The sequence below is a fragment of the Paenibacillus sp. CH40 genome, from assembly GCF_024213605.1.
GTDB classification, from domain to species: Bacteria; Bacillota; Bacilli; order Paenibacillales; family Paenibacillaceae; genus Paenibacillus; species Paenibacillus polymyxa_B.
In genome coordinates this window covers 630,970-657,902 of record NZ_JANAVQ010000003.1, presented here as the reverse complement: position 1 = coordinate 657,902, position 26,933 = coordinate 630,970, and the positions used below count along the sequence as shown (strand labels likewise).

25 protein-coding genes are annotated in these 26,933 nt (G+C 45.1%); 20 read left to right on the top strand and 5 right to left on the bottom strand.

Features of this window, described 5'->3' with window-relative positions; translation table 11 throughout:
- The first annotated feature begins 5 nt into the window (after nucleotides 1-5).
- The 11 genes from NLX73_RS12950 (at nucleotide 6) to NLX73_RS12900 (ending at nucleotide 12,110) form a co-directional block, all read left to right on the top strand.
- Nucleotides 6-1,520, top strand: coding sequence for a hypothetical protein (locus tag NLX73_RS12950; protein WP_254326373.1), 1,515 nt, complete (start codon nucleotides 6-8; stop codon nucleotides 1,518-1,520).
- On the top strand, nucleotides 1,517-1,984 hold the full coding sequence (locus NLX73_RS12945) for a hypothetical protein (protein ID WP_254326372.1): 468 nt from the start codon (nucleotides 1,517-1,519) through the stop codon (nucleotides 1,982-1,984). Before NLX73_RS12950 ends, NLX73_RS12945 begins: the two co-directional genes overlap by 4 nt.
- Entirely contained in the window at nucleotides 1,977-2,984 is a 1,008-nt protein-coding gene (locus NLX73_RS12940) for a CehA/McbA family metallohydrolase (protein ID WP_254326371.1), read from the top strand. The genes NLX73_RS12945 and NLX73_RS12940 overlap by 8 nt, the downstream gene beginning before the upstream one ends.
- A gap of 27 nt (nucleotides 2,985-3,011) precedes the next feature.
- The gene (locus NLX73_RS25140) at nucleotides 3,012-3,728 is read left to right on the top strand and encodes a GntR family transcriptional regulator (RefSeq protein ID WP_367997101.1); all 717 of its coding nucleotides are present in this window, start codon (nucleotides 3,012-3,014) and stop codon (nucleotides 3,726-3,728) included.
- A gap of 147 nt (nucleotides 3,729-3,875) precedes the next feature.
- Complete coding sequence (locus tag NLX73_RS12930) at nucleotides 3,876-4,535, top strand: hypothetical protein (RefSeq protein ID WP_254326369.1); 660 nt, start codon at nucleotides 3,876-3,878, stop codon at nucleotides 4,533-4,535.
- A 326-nt stretch (nucleotides 4,536-4,861) separates the two neighbouring features.
- Entirely contained in the window at nucleotides 4,862-6,382 is a 1,521-nt protein-coding gene (locus NLX73_RS12925) for a M23 family metallopeptidase (RefSeq protein WP_254326368.1), read from the top strand.
- 237 nt (nucleotides 6,383-6,619) lie between these two features.
- On the top strand, nucleotides 6,620-7,351 hold the full coding sequence (gene yycF / locus NLX73_RS12920; protein ID WP_023991124.1) for a response regulator YycF: 732 nt from the start codon (nucleotides 6,620-6,622) through the stop codon (nucleotides 7,349-7,351).
- Complete coding sequence (gene walK / locus NLX73_RS12915) at nucleotides 7,348-9,177, top strand: cell wall metabolism sensor histidine kinase WalK (protein WP_039272088.1); 1,830 nt, start codon at nucleotides 7,348-7,350, stop codon at nucleotides 9,175-9,177. The genes yycF and walK overlap by 4 nt, the downstream gene beginning before the upstream one ends.
- Complete coding sequence (locus NLX73_RS12910) at nucleotides 9,174-10,514, top strand: YycH family regulatory protein (RefSeq protein ID WP_254326367.1); 1,341 nt, start codon at nucleotides 9,174-9,176, stop codon at nucleotides 10,512-10,514. The genes walK and NLX73_RS12910 overlap by 4 nt, the downstream gene beginning before the upstream one ends.
- An 18-nt stretch (nucleotides 10,515-10,532) precedes the next feature.
- Nucleotides 10,533-11,297 carry a two-component system regulatory protein YycI gene (gene yycI / locus NLX73_RS12905; RefSeq protein ID WP_028540969.1) on the top strand — a complete coding sequence of 255 codons (765 nt, stop codon included), beginning with the start codon at nucleotides 10,533-10,535 and terminating at the stop codon, nucleotides 11,295-11,297.
- Between the two features lie 6 nt (nucleotides 11,298-11,303).
- Complete coding sequence (locus NLX73_RS12900; protein WP_023991120.1) at nucleotides 11,304-12,110, top strand: MBL fold metallo-hydrolase; 807 nt, start codon at nucleotides 11,304-11,306, stop codon at nucleotides 12,108-12,110.
- On the opposite strand, the gene NLX73_RS12895 is transcribed toward NLX73_RS12900, so the two are convergent.
- Nucleotides 12,079-12,285, bottom strand: a complete 207-nt coding sequence (locus NLX73_RS12895; protein WP_025723164.1) for a hypothetical protein — start codon at nucleotides 12,283-12,285, stop codon at nucleotides 12,079-12,081. The genes NLX73_RS12900 and NLX73_RS12895 overlap by 32 nt on opposite strands.
- A gap of 503 nt (nucleotides 12,286-12,788) precedes the next feature.
- Here NLX73_RS12895 and NLX73_RS12890 point away from each other — a divergent pair.
- Entirely contained in the window at nucleotides 12,789-14,024 is a 1,236-nt protein-coding gene (locus NLX73_RS12890) for a S1C family serine protease (RefSeq protein WP_254326366.1), read from the top strand.
- Between the two features lie 87 nt (nucleotides 14,025-14,111).
- Here the strand turns inward: NLX73_RS12890 and NLX73_RS12885 are convergent, their stop codons facing one another.
- Nucleotides 14,112-15,833, bottom strand: a complete 1,722-nt coding sequence (locus tag NLX73_RS12885) for a cellulase family glycosylhydrolase (RefSeq protein ID WP_254326365.1) — start codon at nucleotides 15,831-15,833, stop codon at nucleotides 14,112-14,114.
- A gap of 233 nt (nucleotides 15,834-16,066) precedes the next feature.
- On the opposite strand from NLX73_RS12885, the gene NLX73_RS12880 reads away from it, so the two are divergent.
- From NLX73_RS12880 to NLX73_RS12865, 4 genes are all read left to right on the top strand, one after another.
- Complete coding sequence (locus NLX73_RS12880; RefSeq protein WP_254326364.1) at nucleotides 16,067-16,831, top strand: class I SAM-dependent methyltransferase; 765 nt, start codon at nucleotides 16,067-16,069, stop codon at nucleotides 16,829-16,831.
- 105 nt (nucleotides 16,832-16,936) lie between these two features.
- Entirely contained in the window at nucleotides 16,937-17,104 is a 168-nt protein-coding gene (locus NLX73_RS12875; RefSeq protein WP_013373879.1) for a CxxH/CxxC protein, read from the top strand.
- Between the two features lie 123 nt (nucleotides 17,105-17,227).
- Entirely contained in the window at nucleotides 17,228-18,163 is a 936-nt protein-coding gene (locus NLX73_RS12870) for an AraC family transcriptional regulator (protein ID WP_254326363.1), read from the top strand.
- A gap of 28 nt (nucleotides 18,164-18,191) precedes the next feature.
- On the top strand, nucleotides 18,192-18,680 hold the full coding sequence (locus NLX73_RS12865) for a DinB family protein (RefSeq protein WP_254326362.1): 489 nt from the start codon (nucleotides 18,192-18,194) through the stop codon (nucleotides 18,678-18,680).
- A gap of 81 nt (nucleotides 18,681-18,761) precedes the next feature.
- Here the strand turns inward: NLX73_RS12865 and NLX73_RS12860 are convergent, their stop codons facing one another.
- Nucleotides 18,762-19,106 (bottom strand): helix-turn-helix domain-containing protein, encoded by a 345-nt coding sequence (locus tag NLX73_RS12860; protein ID WP_254326361.1) that lies wholly within the window; start codon nucleotides 19,104-19,106, stop codon nucleotides 18,762-18,764.
- A gap of 62 nt (nucleotides 19,107-19,168) precedes the next feature.
- A complete protein-coding gene (locus NLX73_RS12855; RefSeq protein WP_254326360.1) occupies nucleotides 19,169-19,513 on the bottom strand; it encodes a helix-turn-helix domain-containing protein in 345 nt (114 codons plus the stop codon).
- A 165-nt stretch (nucleotides 19,514-19,678) separates the two neighbouring features.
- Here NLX73_RS12855 and NLX73_RS12850 point away from each other — a divergent pair, with 165 nt between their 5' ends.
- Together NLX73_RS12850 and rlmH are read left to right on the top strand one after the other, a co-directional pair.
- Nucleotides 19,679-20,539, top strand: coding sequence for a DNA-binding protein (locus tag NLX73_RS12850; RefSeq protein WP_254326359.1), 861 nt, complete (start codon nucleotides 19,679-19,681; stop codon nucleotides 20,537-20,539).
- Between the two features lie 150 nt (nucleotides 20,540-20,689).
- Entirely contained in the window at nucleotides 20,690-21,169 is a 480-nt protein-coding gene (rlmH, locus tag NLX73_RS12845; RefSeq protein ID WP_013312768.1) for a 23S rRNA (pseudouridine(1915)-N(3))-methyltransferase RlmH, read from the top strand.
- Between the two features lie 179 nt (nucleotides 21,170-21,348).
- Here the strand turns inward: rlmH and NLX73_RS12840 are convergent, their stop codons facing one another.
- Nucleotides 21,349-22,443, bottom strand: coding sequence for a hypothetical protein (locus tag NLX73_RS12840; RefSeq protein ID WP_254326358.1), 1,095 nt, complete (start codon nucleotides 22,441-22,443; stop codon nucleotides 21,349-21,351).
- Nucleotides 22,444-22,763: 320 nt separating this feature from the next.
- On the opposite strand from NLX73_RS12840, the gene NLX73_RS12835 reads away from it, so the two are divergent.
- Complete coding sequence (locus NLX73_RS12835; RefSeq protein WP_254326357.1) at nucleotides 22,764-25,364, top strand: YecA family protein; 2,601 nt, start codon at nucleotides 22,764-22,766, stop codon at nucleotides 25,362-25,364.
- Between the two features lie 6 nt (nucleotides 25,365-25,370).
- A complete protein-coding gene (locus NLX73_RS12830) occupies nucleotides 25,371-26,489 on the top strand; it encodes a hypothetical protein (RefSeq protein ID WP_254326356.1) in 1,119 nt (372 codons plus the stop codon).
- Nucleotides 26,490-26,933: the final 444 nt, after the last annotated feature.

Here is a 26,933-nt window from a genome sequence, read left to right as displayed (position 1 = left end):
CAGGGATGAACAGCCAAGCAGAGGTGCAAATTACCGGGTTTAGTGGGCGAGTGTGGGAAAAGGATCTGCTGGATTGCGGTTATCGGATTGCCTTACACAAGGCGGAGGTTGAGCTCAGCCCGGGAAACGGGTTCCGGTTTAGGTTCTCCATGCCAGAAGACGGATACGCGGAGCTTGATCTGTTCGCCAGATCAGACAGTGACTGGGCTGCGAAAGATCGAGAATCTGCCTTCGTACGCCTCTACCTGAATGAAGCCTATAATCAAGATGTCATTTTGTACTATGGCAGCAGTCAGGGAGTGTATACCCGTTTGTTGGGATATCTAAAAGAAGGCGATTATGAGGTCTATGCCGAATTTCGCGAACTGGAATCAGCTCCGCTTGTATCTCGAGCATGGATCGATGGGGTTGAACTGCGCTGCGTGGCTGATTCCTCTCCAAGATCGCTGATTTATCGCCATACCCCGCTTTTATATGGCCGCAATCTGTCACATCCCTATGAGAATCGCTTTACGGATACACCGCTTGTTTTGTTCTATTCCGTGGAAGGGAATGAGGAGAAGACAGTCATCGAATATCAGATGATGTTCAGCCATGAAGATGAGGGAACGCCCGCGCCGCTGCTTATGAGCAAATGGGGAAGAACCACCGATATCGAATGGATGTACCGCGTCGAGCTGGATGCGGAAGGTAACGTTCTGGAAGCTGTTTTCCAGGGGGAACATCATATTACGACCGCGTTTAATGGCAATTATGATCTGGGTGGGCATCCTGTTCTCCAATCCGCAACAACTAACGGAAATTTTAAGGATGACATCACATCGGACTATCGTTTTATGCTGCCGCCTGCTTTCCGTTGGAAACCAGAGGAAGAGCCACGTGAGGCGGTCATGAGCCGTTTTCCTTTTGCCTATCAGGTCACTGGGTGGGAGATGGAACGTCAGCAGGAGCTGGAAATACCGTCACAAGCCTCTTCCATTGCACTTGCACACCAGCGTAGCTATGTGTTTATCCAGACTTCCAAACGCCCCTTACGAAATTCAGACAGAGAATCGGCTCCAGTGTCCAAGCCGGGCTTCAATCGGCGTGAGGAAGATGCCTGTGTCGATGTCCAGCTTCGTCTTCACGGCTCGGAGCAGTGGTATTCATCGTGCCATTATGATCTGAGACTCGGGGATTTTAGAGCCGCTTATGAGGGAGCAGAGTCACATTTTTCTACCACAATCAAGCTGTCTGGAGAGGCTGTGCTCGAGGATATAGCTGAAATCAGAGCCGTATTGCTGGAAGGCGGTGCTGACAGCATGGAAGTAGCCGGACTGTGTGCCTTTACGTTAAACGAGGATAATCTCCCGCAGTTTCCAGGTATTCGTACAGACCGGGTAATTGAGCTGACGCGGCTTCAACCCATGGGTGTTTTATGGGCGGCAGACAAAGACATGTCGGGTGATGAAGAACATCCTGTGAATGATATGGTAAAGCATGTTGTGGATGAACTGTCTAGCCAGGATGGGGAATCATGAGCAGACTACTGTATGTGGAAGGAACGGTTGACAGAACCTGCACTCAGAGCCATATTACGTACTCTTTTCATATTCTACAGCCGACTGAAACGATCCGTATTCACTTCTCTTACACGCCCAAGTTATTGGAGGATCAAGAGCAAGCACGAGGAATCATTGAGGAAAGCATGAGCAAATACGGATACGACGAGCCGGGGCATTCATCCGATCTATGGAAGAAGTATGTCCCGCTGCAAAATTTATTAACGCTGTCTGTCGATGATTCTCTCCGTCACCGTGGAAATGCGCACCGTCCCGAGATGCAGCAGGAGCATTGGCTCGGTTCGTCTGCGGCTTCGCCGGGATTCCTCGCAGGAGATAATCCGGCGGGCATGTGGCGGATTACGGTCAGTCTGCATGCCGTTGTAACCGAGACGCTTGCCTACCAAATTCATGTATTGGGGGAGGAAGCAGCATATGCTTAAATGGATTCCAGCTGAGCTTCACACCCATACGCTTCACAGCGACGGAAAGCAAACGCTGGAGGAGCTTGTTCAAAGCGCAGTGAATCTGGGACTTGAGTGCATCGCTATGACGGATCACAACACGCAATCGGCACTTGCGGATCAGGAACAGGTTCAGCGGCAGTTTGGTCTCCCGATCATTTCAGGGATGGAGTGGACGACCTTTTACGGGCATATGCTGACGCTTGGGGTTGACCGCTTTATCGACTGGCGTGTGCTGGGACCAGATGACATCCATGAGGGGATTCGGCAGGTGCATGAGCAGGGAGGCATTGCAGGGATTGCCCATCCGTTCAGGATCGGAAGTCCGATCTGTACGGGGTGCTTTTGGGAATACACGATTCAGGATTGGCATGAGGTGGATTATATAGAAGTCTGGTCAACGCTTATGCCATCTATTAAGCGGGATAGCCAGCGGGCGTTTGCCATGTGGACCGATTTGTTGAATCAGGGGTATCGCATCACTGCGGTAAGCGGTCGGGACTGGCATGTATCTAAACCGGATGATGCGCTTCCGGCTGTTACGTATCTGGGGGTTCATGATGAAGCAGAAGAGCGAGAAGGCTTAGCAGACCGGGCAGTTGAGGCGATTCGCCACGGTTCAGTGTCAGTTACGATGGGACCGTTACTGACGATGTGGGCACAGATTAAGGGCAGAGAACATCGTTATCACATCGGCGAATGCATAGAGCTGACTGTAGAAGATTCACTATCGGTGACGGTTCAATTGGATGTGGAAGCAAGAGCAGCCCATTACAACCTCAAGCCTCAGAATCTTCGTCTTCTGCTGACAAGTAGTCACGGAATATGCTCCGAGATTCAGATCCCTGCTCACACAGGAGTATATACGCTGTCATTGCAAGATCCGCTAGGAAAGGGCTGGATACGAGCGGAGCTTTATGGCTGCATGGAAGACTGCGTGATGATGATTGCTTTTACGAATCCGATTTATATGGCTTAACACAATAGAAAGGCTGGGCTTCGGACGGTGTCAACAAAACAAGAGAACATAAAGCAGCTTATAGAAGAATATATGAAGGTTAATCAAATGGGTCCGGGGGATCGGCTGCCGTCGGAAACTGCACTTTCCCAATCGTTTCGTGTCTCGCGTACGACGCTACGGGGAGCTATTCGCCAACTGGAATCGGAAGGTAAGCTGCTTGTAAAACACGGGAGTGGCACGTTTGCGACTTGCCCGCTGCCGAGTATTCCAAGCTCGCTGGACCGCCTGTACAGCATCGGGGACATGATTCGTTCGGCAGGGTTACGGGAAGACGAGCAGCTAGAATCCATTCAGAGAATCTCGGTTTGTCCTCCTGATATTGCCGAACAGATGAGATTTTCCGAGAATGAGCCCATGATTGCTCTAGAGCGTACACGCACTGCCAACGGAGAGGCTGTAGCCCACTCTATCAACTGGATGCCAGAGAAATTAGCCAGACCCATTCTGGAAGGTGACTCTTTTTCAGGCTCGCTTTTTCAGAGTCTTGAGTTCAAGGCGGGGGTACGAATTGTCGGAGCGTATTCTGAGCTCACCGTTCCCAACTATGACGACGCACATATGACACGTCTGCTGAAGCATCCGCAGGCTACGGTATTACTATTGAAGCAGCTTCACTATGATGAAATGAACAGGCAGGTGCTGTATTCTCTGGATTACGTCCGCAGTGACATTTTCCGTTTCTGGGTGCGTCGTACGCGCTGATTCGATCAGAAGGTGGCATCTCCTATTGAATTGTGCTAGTTTTACATATTCCATGGGTTAAAAATCGTCATATCTCGTCAATACTGATCTATATGCACTTCATGATGATACACACATGGCAGGATGCGTATAAGGAGGTAACGGGATATGAGGTGGCTTGGATGGCTGCTCAAAAAAGGAATGACAGTCGTGTTGGTTAGCGCACTGACGCTGGCAGTGACAGGTGTAGTCGTTAATGCTTATGTTCAATCGCTGCTGGGGCAGTTTAACATTCAGCTTGATCATCAGCCCATATGGGGATTGGGTTGGCTAAAGGGCAATGCGGGTACGGACCAAAGCACAGACACGGGGAAGAACAAGACGACAGGGAGCAACTCGGGAAGTGTAACACCGCCTGATGATGCGTTGCCTGTCATGGGACAGGGCTTAGAAGAAAGCGGAAGTGAGGCTGGTGGCGCAGCCAATGGCAAGGCATCTCAGGAGGGTGCCACGTCGGCGGGAACATCAGGCAATGAGTCTCGGAAGCAGGCAGAAGGTACAACAGCTACACCTGAAACAAGTATTGAAGGCCATGATTTGGTTATTACGCCCGACCATTTGACGGAAAAGAAGAACAATTTACCGGCGGCACAGAAGCAGGAGATTTTTGCGATTCTGATGAATAAGCTGCCGCCGGAGGAGATGCAGAAGATATCAGCTGCGATGGAAGGCGGTCTCACCGAGCAGGAGCTTCAGGATATTCAACAGGTGCTAGCGAAGTATTTGACCAAAGAGGAATATAACAAGCTGATGGATTTGCTTAAATGAGTATTTTGCAAAATCCTGAATAAATAACGATGAATTCAGGGGCAATGTGTATGCTCAAAATAGGACTGTAGAATCCGCGCCATGCGCGGATTTTTTTGCGTTCCAGGAAGGAATTGGAGTGTAGTTGAATTCTTTGTAAAGGCTATGTTAAAGTAAACAGTGTTGTGAAAAGGTTAAATTTTTGAAACCTTTTACGCAACTATGCAATGGTAGATAGCGACTAATATCATAGATGCTTGTGAATACAGGCTAGATCCATAGTGTGAAAGACCAATAACGAACGCATTTATATAGAGATAAGATATGCTGAAAAGGAGAGAGTCATTTTGGATTTGAAGGAGCAGGATTCACCAGACAGCAGGAATGCAGCTTCCGACGTTGCAGATAAGTCTGCTGTGAAAGCGGGGAAAATAGCAAAGTGGTTGAGCGGTCGGAGAAAATGGTTGAGCTGGACAGCAGGCGGTGTGGTGATTGCAGGCAGTCTTATTTTTGCGAGTAATCAGTATGTCGGAGCTAACACAGTTCCTTATTATAAAGTGTATGTAAAAGGCGTCGAGGTCGGAAATATCTTGAATGAGCAACAACTTAAACAGCTGTACGCAACGAAGAGCAAACAGTATAAGGATAAGTATCCCGGCGTCGATATGGTGCTCAATACGAGCGCGGTAACGACAGATATTGAGAAGGCATATAAAGCGGATATCGACAGCGCAGCCACGCTGAAGAAGCTGGATGGTATGTTGACAGCGTATGCCAAAGGGGTAGAAGTGAAGGTCAACGGTCAGACGGTTGGCATTGTAAAGGATAAAGCGACTGCACAGGCGGCTTTAAAGCAAGTACAGAAGAAGTACACACCTGTGGGTGAGGGTACATCTACAGGCATCAAGGGGCTGGTTCGCAAAACATCCGTGGGCAGCAGCCATGCGAGTGCTAGTACTAAAACCCCTAAAGCATGGCTGGAGTCTGCCAGTATCCGTGAGAAAATCGCGTACGAGCCTGTGAAAGCAGACCCGAACAAGGTGCTGACGGAGGCAGAAGCAGTCAAAGTGTTGACTGAGGGGCGTGAGGCTCCTATCACATATACAGTGCAAGAAGGCGATTCTTTGTCGTCGATTGCAACTAAATTTAATATGACCGCTTGGGAGATTAAGCAGAACAATCCCGGCTCGCGTGAGCTGTATTTGCAAATTGGAGACGAATTGAAGCTCACTGCTCCGAAGGCTCCAGTTACAGTGCGAACAGTAGAGAAGGTCGTCGAACAGATTGCCATCGAGCCTGAGGTTGAGATTCGCCAGAGCGATGAACTGAAGGCAGGAGTCACCAAAGTGGTCAGACCGGGACAAGCAGGTCTTAAAGAGATGGACTATCGTTTGACCAAGGAGAACGGTGAGGTCGTGCAAGAGGAATGGCTCGGTCAAAAGGTGCTGCAACCGTCTATTACTGAGGTGGTTCTTAGAGGAACGAAGGTTGTGGGAGAAGGCTCAGGGCAGTTCGCTTGGCCGGTGTCCGGCGCATCGATGTCAAGTAGCTTTGGCGCACGCTGGGGACGTATGCATGAGGGTGTCGATTTGGTCGGTAGTGCTGACATTCGCGCATCAGATGAAGGCGTGGTAACATTTGCAGGTCAGCAGAATGGATACGGCAATGTCATTATGATCGATCATCGCAACGGCTACCAAACCGTGTACGGGCATTTGAGCAGCATTGGCGTTCATGTAGGACAGGTGGTTCAGCAAGGCGAGTCGATCGGGGTCATGGGGAACACAGGACGCTCCACAGGAACGCATCTGCATTTTGAAATTCGTAAAGATAATACGCCACGCAACCCAATGACGTATTTAAGATAGGCTGGATGTTTATATCGAGAGTTACATGATTTATGAGGATCAAGGGGAAAGGCCATGTTTTTCTGCATGCTTAACGGTAGGTGCAGGCATGGTTTTTTTCTGCGTAAAGAAAAGGGTCTGGAGAAGTAAGGGAATGGCGCACGGGTATGATAGAATAGAATAAAATAAACATCTTATAGGTACTGACAAACGAAAGTTAATTATAGATTATGATCCGTGAAGAGAGGTGAACGCTATATGCAGGGAACGATTCTAGTAGTGGATGATGAACAGCCCATCGCTGATATTTTGAAATTTAATTTGGAAAAAGAGGGCTACCAGGTGATTTGCGCCTTCGATGGAATCAGCGCAGTGGATATCGCGGTCAAGCAGCAGCCTGACCTGATTCTGCTGGATCTGATGCTGCCGGGCATGGATGGCATGGACGTATGCCGCGAGGTGCGCGGGCATCAGCTCCAGACGCCGATTATTATGCTGACCGCCAAGGACGGCGAAATCGACAAAGTGCTGGGGCTGGAGCTGGGTGCGGACGATTATGTGACAAAGCCGTTCAGCACACGGGAATTGCTGGCACGAGTGAAGGCACAGATGCGCAGACAGCAACGTGGCGGGGCAGGCACGTCGGAAAGCCGACCGCAGGAGGATAAGCAGGGGCTGCGCGTGGGCGACCTCTTTTTTGATACAGATATGTATACAGCTTACAAAAACGGAACACCGCTTGACCTGACGCACCGCGAATATGAGCTATTGCACTATATGGCGAAGAATGCTGGAAAAGTCATGACGCGGGAGCATTTGCTCCAGGCAGTATGGGGCTTCGAATACTACGGGGATGTGCGGACAGTAGATGTGACCATTCGGAGGTTGCGCGAGAAGATTGAGGAGAACCCGAGCAAGCCGGAGACCATCCTGACGCGCCGTGGTCTTGGATATATCGTGAGCGGGGGCAAAGGTGGCCTGCGGGCATGAGATGGCTGTCTTTCTTTCGTACCATTCATGCAAAGCTGATTATTATCTATGTGCTGCTTATCTTGGTGGCTATGCAGCTGATTGGGGTCTATTTTGTCAGCTCGATGAAGAACTCTCTCACGAGTAATTTTACGCAGGATTTGCAAGCACGGGCGGAGATGCTGTCCGTGCTGGCGGAGCAGGATCTGAGTGGCAGTGACGGCAAAATGGAAGAAGACAGCGTGGAAAGCCTGCGTGCACGCGTAAATAATTTGTTTGATTTCAGCGGCGCGGAAATTCAGGTGCTGGATGCCAGCGGCAAAGTGTTAATTACTTCCCAAGGTTCACACGCCGATTATGTTGGACGCAAAAATACACAGACAGTGGTTAGCCGCGCACTCCAAGGTATCCGTGATAACGAGGAATACATGGTGGACGAGGATAACGTCCGCAAGAAGGTCGTCGCCAAGCCCGTCATCAGCCAAGGCAAGATTGTCGGCGCGGTGTACATCGCCGCTTCGATGACCGAGCTGTACGATACGATGAAACGCATTAACAATGTGTTTCTCTCAGGTATGCTCATTGCGCTGGCGCTAACGGCTGTGCTGGGCGTGGTATTGGCCCACACGATTACGCACCCGATTAAGGTGATGACACGTCATGCAACAGAGGTTGCCGAAGGAAAATTTGACCAGCAGATGCCTGTATTTGGGGATGATGAGATCGGCAGGCTCAGCGTGGCCTTTAACTATATGACAGGCCGTCTGCGTGAGGCACTGTCTCAAAATGAAGAGGAGAAGGAGAAGCTCTCCTCCATCTTGACCAATATGAGCGACGGTGTGGTCGCTACTGATGACAACGGCCGGGTCATTCTGGTCAACCGTCGGGCCAGCGCCATGCTGGGCGTGAACGAAAACGAAATGACCGGCAGGCATATCGCGGTACTGCTGGGGATCGACCCGGAGGAAACCGAGGCCCTGTATAGCGGATCTTCGGCCTCCACGCTCTTGCAGCTGGAGCCAGCCGGTCAGGATGAACCCATCGTCATCCGTGTGACATTCACGCCGATTCATCGGCGGGAAATTGGCATTACGGGGACGATTGCCGTGCTCCAGGACGTGACGGAGCAGGAGGAGATGGAGACGACACGCCGGGAATTCGTAGCGAATGTATCACATGAGCTGCGCACTCCGTTGACGACCATCCGCAGCTATGCTGAAGCGCTGGATGACGGCGCGATGGCTGAACCGCAGCTCGCAGAGCGTTTTGTAGGCGTGATCCGCAACGAGACAGAGCGTATGATCCGGTTGGTTACGGATTTGCTGCATCTGTCACGGCTTGATTCCAATGAGGCACCTTTGCGGATGCAGCCTGCAGATGTGATGGAGATGCTGGACGAGGTCGCAGATCGGTTTTCTTTTCAAATGAAGCAAAAGCACATTCGTTCAGGGATGTTCGTAGAGCAGGGAATCGGGAAGGTCGTGATCGACCGGGACCAAATTGAGCAGGTGTTGGACAACCTGATGTCTAATGCATTGAAATATACGCCAGATGGCGGGAGTATTCGGATTGAAGCTCGCCGCAACAGTGAGGGAATGCTGTCCATTTCGGTACAAGACACCGGAATTGGTATTCCCAAAAAAGACCTGGACCGGATTTTTGAACGGTTTTATCGTGTAGACAAGGCGAGATCGCGCAATATGGGTGGCACGGGACTGGGGCTGTCGATTGCCCGGGAAATTGTAAAGGCGCATGGGGGCCAGATTTTTCTGGAATCGGAATACGGTCAGGGAACCTGCACGACCTTTACGCTACCCATGTCGAGTGAAGGGAGGGAAGCACAGTGAAGGAACGTTTGAAGTCCTGGACGCTTATTTTGCTGGTTGCTTCCAGCCTGGTACAGACTTATTTTTTGATTTACCGCCTTCCAGGCAGTGATTCTGTACTCACTTCAGAAACGAACTATGTCAAAACCGAAAGCATGGGGCAGGAGAAAAAGATTGAGAACCTTGTGTTTCCTGATAAAATGCTCATTCATCAAGCTGAGAAGAAGCATACCGTTTTTTATCCGGGTGTTACTTTTTACGATTTAATTTATACACGGCTGGAAAGCCGGAGCTTTAACAACTTCCAACGTCGAAGTATCCAATCGGCGGACTGGGCGCAGATTCGCAGCGAAAATGAAGGCATCGAATTATCCTTTTCAGGCGGAGTCCCGGTTTCATTACTGGAACGGGTCATGCGTCTGACGCCGGATTCGGTGTTTCAGGGAGAGACGATTAACCGCATTTGGATCTATATAGACGAAAAAAATGCCAAGCCACACGCGCTCTTTTTCAGTGCCAGAGGCGATGTGGTGTATGAGGCGAACCAGTTCGATATGACGGTAGAGGATATTCGGCAGCATGTGAATTTCGGTGAAAATGCCCCGTTGTACGAGCTGGTGGATAATCAGTACTACATTCCCGTGAATGACCTGGAAACAGTGCAGCCTGTGGTGTATGCTGGGTTGTTTACGACGGAGCAAATGCAGCGGAACTTGTTCTTCGATCCGGGGATTACGCGCAATATTCAGGAGAAGGACGGCTCACAAATTTACACGGACAGCAAGCGTAGTCTGCAAATCAAGCAGGAGCAACGATGGATGAGCTATACCGATCCCAGTGCGCCAGGGGCAAGTGGAAGCAGTCCAATTAGGGATGTACTGGCCGCAGTTGATTTTGTGAATCAGCATGGCGGTTGGGATGCTTCATATCAGCTGAAATTGAGAAGCAGTGATGAAAATCGTACGACTGTGATGTTTCAGCAGTATTATGGTGCTTATCCGGTGCTGGACACACCATCGTTCCGCTTTGGTACAATTTCGCTGCAAATCCAGCAAGAAACGGCTTCTGTCTATGAACGTTCGTTGCTGTACCTCAAGGGAGGAGAGCAATCCTCGAAGAAGGTTATGCTGCTGGGTGGCGAGCCCTTGAAGAAGCAACTGGAGACTGTAGCAAAAGGGAAGACGATTCGTGATCTGACTCCCGTGTATCAACCGGAGCTGACCAATGATGGATTGAAGCTTGCTCCTGAGTGGCGCGTTACGCTCAGTGACGGTTCTGTTGCAGAAATTCATGCTGTTCCTGTAACGACAGCATCCAACACAACACAAACGAAGCCAGACCGGGAGACAAAGAGGTGACAGGAAGGGGGAACGGGAATGGATTGGAGCCGCGCCAAGAACGTATTGATTTGTACATTTTTGCTGCTCAATGTGGTATTGGGTTACCAATTGTGGCATGATGCACAGGAAACGGCAGGGCCGAATCTGGATTTTACTTCATTGGATGAAAATACGCAGCGTTTAATGGAAGAGAAAAGCATTCAGGTGCTGGCTCCGATTCCCGGGGATACCCCGCAGCTGCCTAAACTTTCTTACACATATGTTCATAGTGGAGAAAAGGATGATCGTGTGCAGCTGGTGAAGCCGGTGGACAGCAAACTGGTATTCACCCATGACGCGCTAGTTGAGGCATTGGAGCCACAAATCAAGGATATCGATAATTTTCAGTATGATCCGCTGGATGTTCAGGAGGAATTGGCATCCGGACAAGCAGATGCTTTTGTACTTCATCCGCTGGTTCAGGGCAAATGGCCGCTATTTAATGTGAAGTTGGCTCTGTTTTACAGCAATCAGAAGATTACAGGGTATCGCAAAATTAAGGTCGATCTCCAGCCTTCGGATGAGGCAAAGAAAATGCTGCCTGCGTCCAAAGCACTGGCAAGGCTGATCGATGGCTATTTGCCGCGTGATACGATTGTGAAGGATATCCGGCTCGGTTATTACGGACAGACCTTTAACTCCGATAGCCAGGTGGCTGCCCCCGTGTGGCGGTTTATGCTGGACAACGGGAAAGGTGTGTATTATGTGCAGATGAACGGAGATGTCATTAGTCCAAAGACAGAACATACAGAAGGGTCTTGAACAGATATGGGGATTTCATTTACCGTGCTGTCGAGCGGTTCGACCGGCAACGCTACCGTTGTGCGGAACGAAGACACGACATTGCTCATCGACGCAGGTCTCAGCGCGAAGCGTATTGACGAATTGCTGAAAGAACGCGATCTGAGCGGAGAAGAGTTGGATGGTATTTTGGTCACGCATGAGCATTCTGATCATGTTAAAGGACTAGGCGCCATGGCGCGTAAATATAATTTACCTATATATGCTAACGAGAAGACATGGTTTGCCATCAGCAATGCTGTTGGGCAAATCGCAGACGATAACCGCAGAATATTGGAGACAGGCGCAACGCGGGAATTTGAGTCATTACGCGTGGAGTCTTTTGGCATATCCCATGATGCGGCTGAGCCTGTAGGGTATAGCTTTTATGATGGGGCAGAGAAGCTCAGTGTAGCGACCGATCTCGGCTATGTCAGCGACAAAGTGAAACAGGCGATATCAGACGCGGACGTATTGGTACTGGAGTCTAATCATGATGTGGAAATGCTGCGTATGGGGCGTTATCCGTGGAACATCAAGCGCCGTATTCTCAGCGATATCGGTCATTTATCCAATGAGATGGCGGGTGCGATTCTTAGCGAGCTGCTGACAGGTCGTACGAAGCGAACGTATTTGGCACATTTGAGCCGCGACCACAATATGATGGAACTTGCGAAGCTGACTGTACGTGGGGCGATGGAAGACCGCGGCTGTTTTTACAAGGACAGTGAGTTTCGATTGTGCGATACGTACTATGATCGTCCTACACCTTGGGATAAGGTAAGTGAGCCATAAAGCTGTCCAGCTCGGCGGCTTTGCGTTCTACCTCTTCACGGGTCACTACGCCTTTGTCCACCAGTAGTTCAATCAATGTACTTAGCGCCAGTGTATTGCGGTAGTGCTCGTCTTTCAAATCCGCAAGCTTGGCAGCCATGCGAACTTCATCCATAGCTGAACGATGTGAATTCATCATATATTCCTCCTGTAAAAATATTTTAGAAATGGCGTGCAATGAGCTTGGTTCTGCCTGTGGTTTTGCTGGGTGCTGTGATACAATAAAGCTAATAACGGAAAGCTTTCTGAAGGAAGGCTCTCATCGAAAGTATAGGCAGCTTTAAGCGGACGGGAACAGGCCAGAACGTCTCTATGAGACGATCATTTTGTAATAGAATAGAAGACTTGTTACTATTGTAGTCCATTGGTTTGGAAATCATTCCTCTTTTTTCCTCTATTCGGAGTCAGATTCGGCGTGTATGCTAATTTATGAGATTCGGTTGCTTAGGAAGGCACCATTTGTGGTGATTAATAAGTAGGCCGGAACGATTGGTTGCTGGATTCCGATGATAAGGGATATTCAATCCATTTGAGATGTTCAACGGAGCAGGTTCTCTGTAGCATAGGTTGGCGCAAGCCCGAATAGCCCTAATTTTTTAGTGAGTGTCGGTGCATGACAACGAAGGGGAGAGGATTAGCATGGGCTTGTTTGAGGACGATTTTTATTCAACGAAGGTATCCACACGTGCGGCTAAAAAAATGGCATTTAAGGCGCGCCGTGGAGGACGGGGACGTTGGCCACACAGGAAGCGTGGAGTAAGTCCGGTGCAAGCTGCTGTCATTAGCGGTGCAGTCAGTGCAGTGATTGCCGTGCTTCTGTTCAGCTTTATTACAGGTCTGCCCTCCACTACAGCGGTAACCGGAGCCAGTCACTATCCCTTGCGGCAAGCAGCGGGTGATCCGTATGACCGGATTGTGCAGGCGGCAGCCAAGGTGCGCCCAGCCGTCGTCAGCATTGTGAATCTAAAAGAGGAAGATGGTAAAAGCACGGAACAATCCGCGCTTGGATCGGGTGTCATTTTCCGAGTGAGTTCGGGCAAAGCCTTCATTATGACAAATAACCATGTGGTCGAAGGATCAGATGATCTGGATATTGTAACGGTAGACGGTGTCAGAAAAGAGGCAAAGCTGATCGGAAAGGATCGCATTAGTGATATCGCTGTACTGGCAGTGGACGATAAAGGCATTAGCACGGTAGCGGATATTGGCGACTCCAGTAAACTTCGTCTGGGTGAGACGGTCATTGCTATTGGCAATCCGCTCGGCCTGGGAGACACGCTTACCTCCGGTATTGTGAGTTATACGAATCGCATCATTCCGATTTCCATTAACCAGGATGGCGTGTATGACTGGGAGCAGCATGTTATCCAGACCGATGCGGCGATTAATGAGGGAAACAGCGGCGGCGCCCTAGTCGATCTGGACGGACGTGTGATTGGCATCAATACGATGAAAATCGCTGATACAGGTGTTGAGGGACTTGGCTTCGCCATTCCCGCCAATGAGGTGATGAAGACGGTGAATGAACTGGTTGAGGACGGCAAGATCACTCGCCCTTATCTGGGGGTATACACGGTCGACCTCAATAATGAATATGCACCGCTGGATGAAACTCAGCGCAAGGAGCTTAAGTTGCCGGACAGCGTGAAAAATGGGGCAGTCGTTCTGGAGGCCCATGGTCCTGCCAAGGAGGGTGGCTTGAAGCTGAACGATGTCATTACTGCGTTTGATAGCGAACCGATTAACTCTACGCTTGATTTACGTCGCTACTTGTACGATAACAAGAAGATTGGCGATGAGCTGAAAGTTACTTTTTACCGGGCAGGCAAGGAAGAATCGGTGACGTTAAAATTAACAGATAAGCCGGAAGGCTAAGGTTTAACTTATAGGCTTAACTATAAAAAGGCGTTCTCCGGCTCATTTCCGGGAACGCCTTTTTTCGATCTTCTGCTGCGCCTTAGATTAAGATGTCGTTCCCGTCACACGGGTTCCGCTCTTGATGATCTTGTATGTCACCACATCGCCGCTCCAAAAATGGAACTTCAGCGTGACGTCACCATCTTTTACACTATTAAAAAGTTCAGGCAGCAGCTTGATGCCATTGGCATCATAGGCAGGGGCAAAGGTATTGCCAAACTCCTTATAAGATGTCCAATCCTGTGGACCTGCATTGCCACCATTCGTATAAACGGCTTCCATCGTGGAAAGCTGGCTACCGCGGAATTCCGTTGGAATGGTAAAGGTTTGTGTAGTCCCTTCGACAGCACTTAATTTTGGAGTATCGTACACGACTACTTTGAAATTCCAGTCTGCCCCCTTGTTAAACTTAGCGGTAATGACGGCATTCTCCCCATATTTACCGGAAGTGGTCAGGCTGGTGAGCAAGCTGGATTTTAGTGTTAATGTGTCTCCGCTCAGCGTATAGTCGGTGTCCTGTTTCAGTTGCTTACTGCCGGTATGGAGTGATTTCAACTGATTGCCGTTCAGGTTTAAAATGACCTTGGCATCCTGAGCAGGAGTGCCCTTCTTCAAGTGAATGAGGTCACTGGCTGCATTGGAGGAACGTCCTTTTAGGCTGGACTTAATGACATTGAAGAGTTCAGGGTCAGACCATTTGTACGTTGTCCGGTTCAAGTGCTGGCCGTTATCCCAGAGCATACCTGTTATTTTCTTCTCCTTCATATAATAGGTCAGGAACTCGAAGAATTTTAGCTTTTCACCCTGTTCAATAACGCCTGTATTTTTATCGAAGCCGAGTAGGCCGTATTCACCGATAATGACCGGGATCCCCTTGGCTACAAAGGTGTTATAGACGTTATCAAAGGTTTGGATGATATCGTTTTTAGTATCTTTATCAAAAGTAGTATGACCCGCAATATTTACACTGAAAGGCCAATAACCATAATAGTGGACGGTGGCAATCAGATTGGGATCGTTCAGCTTGGTTATCGTATTGTACAGCTCGTTGATTTTAGCCTGAGCAGGTGATGTATCCAAGCCAGGCAGAACAAGGGGGCGAGTGGCATTTTTACCGCCAGAGGCGCGGACGATTTTGTGGAAGGATACATTCAGTTCTTGGAGCATCTGATTCATTTTCGCTTCATCCGTTGTCCCCCCTTCAGAGAAACGGGGCTCGTTAATACTTTCAAACATCAGCTTGTTAGGTTGATCTTTAAAGCGCTGGGCAATTTGTGTCCATAATGCGTTATAGCGAGCCAGCACCTCATCATGTTTGGGCTCCATACTGCTTACCCACGTCCATGAATCATGATGCACATTGATCATGACGTACAGATTGGCATCCAGTGCCCAGCGAACAACCTCTTCCACACGGTTCATGTAGGCAGACTCAACGGTATAGTTCGGTGCTGCTCCAATGTGCTTATCCCAGGTGACGGGAATACGAATACTTTTGTAGCCTTGGGCAGCAATTTGCTGGATCAACGCCTGGGTAATACGCGGATTGCCCCAGGCTGTTTCATCCGCCCCGACAGCATCCAGAGAATTTCCTAAATTCCATCCGGGCTGCATGGCTTCCACATACGATTGCATGCTGCTCGCAGCCGCAGTTTGCGGTGCTTGTCCGTCAGATTCGGCAGCAGCGGCAACGGATGCGAACGTAGATAACAATAGAGTGATGGCAAGCGTCAACGACAGCAATGAAACGGGTCTTCGTTTTAACATAACAGGCCCCTTTACAAAGTTATTTTTGAAAGCGCTTTCCAATAAAACACTACCACACTATTTGAATATGGAATACCTGTATAATTCATGTAAAAATCATGTGTTAATTAGATATTTTAATTTTGTAAGCGTTATTATTGAAAAAATACAGAAATGAGTGTAGAATCTATGGCCCTACGTGGATTGTAGTATACCATCGGATTTGTAAATACAAAAGAAAGAAGGAGATGAATATGAATAAGTGGGACACGGAAGAGGCCATTCGACGCTGGGATATGCATGCAGAAAACTTTACCGCCAAGTACACTGAGGAAGGAGATCGATCTCGCGAAGTACTGCTGAATCCGGCATTGCAAGCCTGTATGGGACCTCTCGGGGGCAAAAAAGTGCTGGATGCCGGGTGTGGCGAAGGTTATCTGAGCCGGAAAATGGTCAAGGCGGGTGCATCGGTGGAAGCCGTCGATTACTCGACAGAGATGCTGAAGCTTGCAAGAGAGCGAACGCCGTCAGGGTTGGGAATTACATATCACCATGGCAATCTGGAAAAGTTGGAGATGTTCGGAGACCAGAACTTTGATCTGATCGTGTCCAATATGGTCATCCAGGACTTGGCTCATTATGAGCAGGCGATTGCCGAAATGCAGCGATTATTAGTCCCAGGGGGCCGCTTTATTTTTTCTATTCTGCATCCATGCTTTCAGACACCGCAGAGTGGTTGGGTGAAGGATGAGACAGGGAAAAAGCTGTATTGGAAAGTGGACCAATATTTCAACGAAGGCCCATTGGAGCAAGCGATCCCTTATGATCAGGAAGAAAAGTTTTTGTACTTTCATCGTACGATGGGCAGCTATGTACAGACCATTATTGAGGCGGGTTTGCTCTTGGAAGGGATGATCGAACCCAAGCCGTCTGCCGAAATGTTGGAGAAATATCCCCATTTTCACGAGGACTTGAATGTCAGTAATTTTCTTATTTTTACAACCAGACGCCTCGGGTAAAAAGCAAGCCCTTTCCTTTCCCCGTCAAGTGTGGTAGAACAAAAGAAGGCAGTTTTGACACACCTACAACAGGAAGAGCTTCAAACGGAAAGGGATGCAACTGGAATGTACGTGGTATGTAAAGAGCATGTGGAACTAGCAATTGATATGTTCGTCGATGAATACGAGGATGCACCGGATGTCGTCGATCTCAAGGAAACGAAATTTTCGGATTGGGACCCTCCGGTGAAGTGCAAGGAATGTGAGAAGAAAGCAGAGTTTTTGGTCGTCTAAAAAACAAGCACGGGCGTTTCGGGGAGAAACGTCCTTTTTGTATACCAGGATTTATTGCAAAAATACCCCATACATAGAGCTATATTTATTCCCACCACGTGCTGAGATAGGAGTGAACGATGGATGGACCCTTTGCTGCATTCACTATTTCGTCCGCTTCAAGTCAATGGAAGTGATCTCTCCACGTATTATATCGAACAAAAGCCGTCTGCTGCACTGAAAGCTTACGTGGCCTGTTATTGGGAGTCCGGTCCGGCTAATAGGGTGGTAGAGGGGAATCTAGCAGCTTCGTACGAAGACACCGCTTCGTTAAGCCTGCCGCAGGAAGAAACCATGGAGCGGGTATTACCTGACGGCTGTACGGATATTCTATTAGAATATGATCCGGTGAATAAGCGTCAGGAACTCTCGTACTGCGGGACATTTACGCAACCGTTTGTGTCTGCCAGACAAGCAGGGTCCGAGACACGCATTTTTGCGGTGCGATTTTTCCCGGGTGGTGCGCATTATTTTCACGGGATGCCGACTCACTTGTTTACAGGCGGTAATTATCGCTTGGAAGATCTCTGGCCCGAAAGCATCGCCGTCATAGGTGAGCGCATTATGGAAGCGCAGAATTTTAATGAACGGGTGCGCATAATGGATGAGTATCTAAACCGGCTTCTGCTGCGCCAACGCACGAACGATTGTGACCTGATGAAAAACTTGCTGCATCGCATCTTTGTGAGCGGTGGGAGTGTGGAGGTTAGGGAGCTTGCGGAGCGTGAGGCGATCAGTGAAAGGCAGATCAATCGTAAGTTTGGACAATGGATCGGAATCAGCCCCAAAAAGTTCAGTGAAGTCGTCCGCTTCCAGAGCGTTCTGCACAGTATCAAAGGCGGCGGGGGTCTGGATTGGACGGAGCTGGCATTGAAGCACAGCTTTTTCGATCAAGCGCATCTAATCCGTGATTTTCGCAGGTTTTATGGAGATTCCCCGCTTACCGCGGCTAAGGATTTACGGAAGTTGTCCGATTTTTACAATACACGCCCAGAGGCTTCGGCTATACTCAAAATATGAATAAGAATGGCAAAGGAGAGATGAGAATATGAGTGGAACGCTGCAAGTTCGAGATCATTTGCTGAATGAGCTGGAGACCGGAGTACGGACGGGGGAAGCCTTAATCCGTAAAATACGTCCAGAGGATTGGAGCTTTCGTCCACAGGATAATTTCCGTTCGCTGCTGGAGTTAGTGCATCACTTTGTGCTTATTCCAGCTTCGGATCTTGCGATAATGCAGGAGAAGTCTGAGGGTGAAGTGGGAAGCATTGAAAACAGCCTGTCCGGGGTGGAAGATCCCGAGCGCTTGGCTGCGATTTTCAGGCAGAATTTTGAGGCTTATAAGGCTTACATTCTTTCGCTTAGCGAAGACGACTATCTGAATCGTTCGACGAAGGCTTTCTATATGGAGCACGGACATTTACAGGTTCAATGGCAGATTGAGACCTTGACCCACGTATTCCATCATCGTTCGCAGATTTATAATTATCTGAAGCAACTGGGACATGAAGTGAGCTTTTTTATGTTGTATGCTTAAGTATTTTTATAAAAGATTTGGAGGGCACCTGTGAGGTGCTCTTTTTTGGTTGTAATTAAGCTTTTCTGAGATGGTATGGCCTTACTCAAACGCACGTGAAACTTCTTTACTAACTCGTCTGAGAATCCCGATTTGCTCTTCATTCAATCTGCTGGTCAACGCAACAAACTCATCTACCGCCTCTTGCCGAATAGTTTCGTCTTTAGTCATATGTTCTTTGGAAAACATTAATTCACTGATAGACACGTTTAAGGCAGTTAACACTTTCTCCAAGGTATCAATCGAAAAGTTTCTTTCGCCACGCTCTACCGATCCGATATATGCATCATCTAATCCTGAAAGTTCCGCAAGTTGTTGCTGTGTTAGTCCCTTAGCCTTCCGAATCGTTCTAATTCTATCTCCAACCGAATTCCGTAATTTTGTCATATAACCACCTCATAACAAGCTTATGGAAGATGAAGTGTAAAAGTCAGGTAGAAGAGAACTGCTCAATTCTTTTTTTGTTGTAACTCAACTAAACCAACAATATTTTTAGTTATAGTAGTAAGGATTTCGAGCTCTGTTGTTTCTCTTGAATTTATGAGCACCATAAGTTCATTTATGATCTGTTTTCGATCCGTATTTTCGTCGAATTGGAAAAGTTCAAAGGCTGGAACTTTTAATGCTAGAATTATTTTTTCCAATGTCTCCAATGAAATATTTCGATCTCCACGTTCTACTCCACCAATATAACTGTAATGAAGTCCTGCTGCTTCTGCTAGTTGTTCCTGTGTCCATCCTTTAGCTTTTCTTAGTTCTCGTATTCGGTTTCCGACACTTTCTGGTAAACTCATGTAATCACCTCCACTTAAGGTTAGAAGAGGAGAGAATATCGTTACAGACCATCTTATACAAAATAAATACATATAAAACTGTACTTATAAGTGCTTTTTATATTGACCTCCTTTTTTACTTTCTATACAATTGGTTGTGAATGGAAATGTAAGGAGGGGCTACTCTTGAGAACTTCTATCCTGGAATCACTCAAACCGGACATCATTGTTGAAATGTTAGAGATGGCTGTGGCTTTTGAAAATTGGAAGAAGGTGATGGAGACGGCAGATATTTTGTACCAATGTGTACAGCGTATCTATGAAGAACGGCAGTATCATAAAGCAATGAAATTATCCATCCCGCATGTCAATTTAGAACGTCCGTTGGTATATTATTTTGGATTCAGTCACCTGATGTGTGGAATGGCTCACCAGAACCAGGGTGCATATGAGCAGGCAAGGGAGTGCATCTATAAATATGCTGAGCTGGGGTGGATGGAGGATTTAAAGGAAGAAGACATTCAGGTTGTCGAGGAATTCAGGTTTATAGCCAAAACTAATTTATATGCAGTAGATATTTTGTCCGGGAATATAGAGCTTGTTGAGGAATACGTAGCCTTTTTGCAGGATAATCTAGAGGAAATACTACCGGGGCTGAATACCATATTACAGGCAGCGCTTATGTATCATTTGGATGTAGAGGATATTTTACATACGTTTGCAGAGCAGATTGATGAATTCGGGAGTTATGAAGACGCAGAGAACATATCTTACTATTATAGCTACTGCTATCACTTGGCTTTGTACTATCGGGAGTACGATAGATTACAGGATGCAGTGGGACTTACTTTGCAGGCGATGCAACTAGCCGATCAGTCGGGCAATGATGGTCAATTTAAGAAATGTACAGCATTGTTTGAATCACTGCGTGAGTCAGCGACTACGGAACAAATCAGCCAATACCGACAGATGCTAATGCAGAGTCTTGATGAATACGAAACGGATAGGCATTTCATTGTGAAGAGCGTAATGGATAATCCGCTATGACCTGAACAGGGAATAGGCTCGTAGTGGAGAGGAAATAGATAGGTAAGAGACGTTTCAGGTGCTAAAATAACTATGTTAAAGGTATCTTTCATGTTTGGGATCGTAAATGCGATTTTACATTATCATTCGACATAGATAGGGGTATGAAATTTGTTTATTCAGCTTATAGGTGTTGGCAAGTTAAAAGAGAAGTATTTGGTCATGGGCATTCAGGAATATGCCAAACGGCTAGGGCCATACATCAAGTTTCAAATGATCGAAGTAGCCGATGAAAAGGCTCCTGATACACTGAGCGAGGCGGAAGTCCGACAGGTCAAGGAACGGGAAGGAGAGCGCATCCTTGCTCATGTGAAAAGTGAAGCACACGTCATTGTACTCGCCATTGATGGAAAATTGTGGAGCTCGGAAGAACTTGCGGAGGAATTGGATAAGCTCGGCACTTACGGTACAAGCCATGTTGTCTTCGTCATTGGCGGCAGCCATGGTCTCTCTGACGAAGTCCTCCGCCGTGCCCAGCAGAAGCTGAGCTTCGGAAGGATGACCTTGCCACATCAGCTGATGCGCTTGGTGCTGGTGGAACAGATTTATCGGGCGGTGAAGATTAATCGGGGGGAGCCGTATCATAAGTAGGGGCAAGTTTTTTGGAGAAAAACTCGCAGGAGCCTGTATTTTCAGCATGATAACTGTAGGAGTGGGTTAGGTCACATGATTGGGGAGGAGAATATATTACGAGATATAGCAATCTCTCCTCTTCGACTATACTTCTTATTATTAGATTTAGCTAAGTCATCATAAAAGCCTCAGGTTATTTAATTTCCTGACGAGAACTCTTCTGTATTAATTATGAATGTTTCTCTATCTTTAACATCGATTTCATTGACAACTTTGTATACTCGATTATTACTCAAGGAATCTATTTCGAATTGAATAATCACAAAATTTTTCCCTGATTTCAAGAAATCAGATGAATTAATTTCATATTTATAATCATAATGACTTCTATCGGGTAGGTATGCTTCGTTCAAACCTTTATTCATTTCTTTATTCAGGAAGTTAGCCATAGAAGACGAGGCTTTCTCTGAAATCTGCTTCTCAGTCACCTCTATAAATGAACGTTTAAAATCTAGTTTATTTACTTCTACCTCTTGGGTGAGAACAGCATTATTTCCTTTATTATCTGTAGAATAAAAGCTCAGGATCACTTTCTCTGGAATTTTGTTTTCAAAATGAAACTTAATTGGTACAGTTTTATCATTAACAAAGTTAATGATAAAACTGGGTTTTTGTAAATTGCTCATAGCAAGAATCAAGATGCTTAATACAAGATAAGCAGTAAACATCCACGCGCCTATTACTTTCCAGTTTTTCATCACGTATTTTCGCAGTTTTACTATTCCTTTGCGTAGTTCTTTTCTGAATTTCTTGAAAAACAATGCAATTACGAAGGGAACTACAACTAAAAATGTAATGACGATAACAAAACGATTTTGAAAGATAAGCCCAACAGTTAATATGAACAACAAAGAAACTATCATTGAGATGCCTGCATATAAGGAAGAAAATTTGAACAGGGAAGAATAACTTTCGTCTGCCCTATTGACATTTTTTCTCCTCGTTACTCCCCTTTGCGTATAGTTAAGGGCAGAAAATTCGCAGTAAGAATAGTAAATTGCGCTTACTAGAACTAGGCATCCGGTTGAGAGCATGCAAGTTACAATAATGTGCTCTATTGAAAGAGGAAATTTCATATACATTTTGGTAGAGAGAATGTTAATAGCAAGCATTAAAAGCTTATAATAACCGACTCCTAAAACGCCAATTACAGTAGTTACAAGAACTAATCTTCCTGTTCTTTCTCCAAAAGAAAGATCTTGTTGGTTGTTCGCATTTGTATTTCTCCTCATATTACTGTCCTCCCAAATTTATGTATAAGCGTATTACGTAGGAACTTATGTTTGGTTTCGTTTCAGAATTATTATATAATTATTGTACTTGCTCGTTGTCCATATCGCCTAAGTTGTCGAAGAAAGTAGAAATTTTATTCCATTAATATAAAAAACAATTATCTTGGTAGGATTGTTCTTACTCTTTTATTGAGGTGAAGGTAAAATTTTCTTAACAGCTATGAGAAATTGCTTTCTACATAATTGATTTAGGTGCCCATTTGAAGGTAAGTTAATTCTGGTTGTCCTATACCTAAGTAAAATGACGGGAGGCTTTGGAGATGGGAATTGGTCGTAATGATCCTTGTATTTGTGGAAGTGGAAAGAAGTACAAAAAGTGCTGTATTAATAAACCATTAAGAAAAGCTTCAAATACAAATACGGTCCTAATTGATGAGTGTGTTTCTGATTTCGAATATATTGAGGCTACCTCCAAAGAACTTGAAAAAATCATATCCCTGTATACCATTGATGATGTCACCAGAGCTATATTTTGCATCAATTCTTGGGCCGATAATCGTTCGGCGTTAGCACAAGCATTAACACTTAACCATTCATTAAGTAACACTACAAAGTTCGGTAATCGAAATATTAAGCAATATTCCGAATTCAAAGAGTTCTTTGATGCAATTTCTATTTATTTGCCGATTACCTATAGAGAAGATTTGACACTAAATGACTTTGGTGAAGTTAAAATAATTGTTGATGGTGAGACTTATCCAGTAGTTGTTGGTACTGGTCACGAACAAGTATATGCTGTAATGAATTTTCTTCCTGAGTTAGCCGAAGTTCTTGAAATGAAGGGTGAGCTTAAGGCTGTATTGCATTATAACCAAAAAATAATAAATATGCTTACTGATAGTAACATATCTTCTCCTGGTGAAGATTATGATATCGCATTTGAGATGCCCTCAGAACAATTTTGGGTAGCAGTGAATTCCCTGTTTAATTCAAAAGAGTTTGTAGAACTTTCTAAGCATGCATTTCAAATAATGGGATATCAAGAATGTCCAATCGAAATGCGTCATTTCTTCGTTTATAAGAAAGATTATTACCCAATTTATAATGCATCAATTCTGGTCGATTTGTACAAAAAGCTGCTTTCTTTGGCAACAGCAGAAGAATGCCATCGCCATATCAGCTTAACATGGGGGAAATTAATAGAAGATACTTTCAATTTTTCAAATAATGATCGTTCGCGAGTTCTCATTGCACCTAGAATTTTTAATAAAGATACAGGGGAACCATTTACAAATAACCGTTTAGCATTTATGGCTGTTAGCGAAGGTAGAGTATTAGTTGCAATAGATAAAGGTGATTTTGATAATCTTGAAAGCGTTGACGCTGAAATCATGGCATTTAATTTATTGCATGAGAGCAATCAGCTGCGACTTTGCGAGACGTATTACAGGAAAGAATTAAAAGGAGGCTATGCATTTGATGTTTTGGCCGAAATGCCGGTTCATTTTTTGCTAATAGAGCCATTCACCGATATTACAGCCCATGGGGCATTTTTGGGTGAAGATGGAGAGTTGTTTTCATGTTCTGCTCTAGACTTGTTTTATATGTTGGGATTTATGGAGGATTTTAATGAACTGATAGAATTCCTAGAATATGATAGAACAGAAAAAGCAGAAATAATGATCATAGGCGGTAAAAGTAATCTATTTTTTACGTGGAAAAATGCGCATTATCATATTGCATCAGGCGCAATTGAGTACAATTCAATTTCTGTTTCATATGGAAGTACAGATGAGTATGTTTATGAGTACTTTACTAAGGACCTTATGAATTATCCGTTCAATTTACAATCCAAAATGTTTGCTGATCCATATAGTTGGAAAGTTAAGGAGGGTGAATGGGGTTATTCACATGTTGAACATAAAGGTTGTTTAGGTTTTGGCGGTGAAATTAAGAAAATTGGCCCCTCCACCTTTCTTTTTCTCGCACAGAATGTTGAATTTTTTATAAAAGAAGATTTCTCACCGAACAATCATACAGCTCTGAGAACAATTGATGAGTTAAATCAGCGTCTTTTTAACAGATATGGCGAAATACTTTCTGGGTTACCTTGTCTATATTGTAAAGTGCTTCAAGTTATGTTTATGCCTATGCATTACGCAAAAAAAGTTGACCATTCTGGTTTCACCCTAAATAGAAGCAAGAAATATGTATATAGTGATATTTATATTGATACAGACACAATAATTATTCGATATGCAGTAAATCAAGAAGACCTAATGTTTGCTATGATGAATGCTGATGATAAAAGTGTAGAATCTGCATACTTTTTGGAGCTATTAGAGCCGCTGAGAGAACATAATCAGTCTTCCTTTTCAGTATTAGAGTCGGCTGTTATTAAAGATTTTTCACTAAAAAAAGAAGTGGGCGTTTTTACTATTGAACAAGACTATTTTTACTCTGATATGGCAATTAGTGTTCAATCAGAAGCACATAACTTTGTGAAAGCAAGGAAAGAAATAGCAAGAGTTTGTTTTTCAGCAGGGGCAGAGCCAGGAGAGTATCATGGAAAATCAGCAACTCGTGTTATTAGAAGAATGCAAACATCCATTGTAAAAGTTTTTGAAGATCAAATCTCCCAATACAACAAAAAACATTTACACACAAAAGTTTTAAACTATTACACTACTCAATTACACGGAATAATTGTTAATCGCAAGCGCTATTCAAGCTTTAATAATTTAGATCCTGTTGTTCAAGAAGAATTTGAGGAGAAAACAAGGAATATCCGAGAAGAGTTTAGACGCAATTTAAGAACGGCCCAGTATTTATTAGAAAGTAACCTTGCAATTCAACATCAGGATAATACTTCCGATTGTAAAAAAGATGAATTTGAAAATCTTTTAGCTTTTTCTGACTGACTTGTTGTGCTACAAGACAATGCTGATACGTGCCACTTTACAGATTTCGATGTATTAATTCAAATTGATGATGAGTACAAGGTCGATAATATTTTTTCTGAAATTGGAGTGCTACAGTATGAGGATATACTTCGTCGTAAGTATAAGCAACAAGATTACCCAATAAAAAATGATGAAAAAGATAAGGAATATCTGATTCAATGTGCAAGTGCCTTTTTCGTAGATACCGGAGTAGAACTGGGTATGCTGATCTCTTTGCTCGAATATTTACAGTTAAAAGTTTTGGAAAATCCTTTTGTTGAAGAAATTTATCCAAATGTATTTCAAGCCCAACCAGATGAATTAATTAATGAATTCCTTACGCTTTTTTTAGAACTCAAAGATGATGATCAGAAAAAAGCTGAGAATGCCCTGAATTTTATAACATTAGATTGTAATAAATTAAAACTCCTAAATGGTACAATTCATGATATTTTACCATTTTGGGATCGGGAAAAACGTGATAACAGATTTGATGTTAAGCCTGTAGTAATGCAAGATGGTAAATGTATATTTTCACCTGTTGTTATTAAACAATTAGCCACGTATTGGAAAAGCGGTTTTTTAGAATGGTATATTCCTTTTGAAATAAACATGGAAAATGTGAAATTAGTACTCACGAAATGGAAAAAAAGATATGAAGATGAAATGGTACAAGATATCGCTAATGCCTTTCTAGATAAGGGCTTCTATCCTGTTCTTCCAGAATTAGAACTGGCATCAAGATTTCCTCAGAATGAATTTCCAGATAACTTAGGTGACTATGATGTTATTGCTGTAGATAAATCAAAAAAAGAAATATGGCTGATTGAGAGTAAGGTGCTTCAAAAAGTAGGTTCTATCTACGAAGATCAAATGCAACAAAAGAGCTTTTTCTACCAACACAAAGATGATGAGAAATTTCAGAGAAGGATTGACTATATAAAGAACAACCTTAGTAAGATTATAGCTGCATTAAAATTGGATGCGTTGGACTATGAAGTTGTCCCTTACATGGTAACTAACAAATTATTTACCTCTCGGTATAAGAGACTTGATTTTTCTATCATTTCGTATCATGAATTAATGAAACGTATTATTAAATAGAGCATAAAATGAGAAAAGCATTGAGGAAACTAGTTCTCAAATCCTTAAATGATTTTCCCTATTAGCGTGATCAACTGAACCATACTATAGGTGGGGGCAAGCTTTTTGAAGAAAAGCTCGCAGGAGCCTGTATTTACATCATGTACTAAAAATTAAAGGCCATTCCTAAAGGAGCGGCCTTTAATTCTTCAGAGTGATGAGAAGCCCAAGTCATATAATTACCTAAGGTTCAGAAAAAAGGGGCTAGCCTCGCTTTCTCAGGTAATACAGGTGGTCTTTATAAGTGGGATGTCGAAAACGAGTTTTTATGCCTGATACGCTTAGGAAATTTAGATGTTTGGGAATTGAACGCAAGACATAGTCGTACCTAAAAAGAAATATTATTGCACACACTTAAGAGAAGAAGGGGATTTAAGGGGGAAATTAAAATATAATTGAAATAAG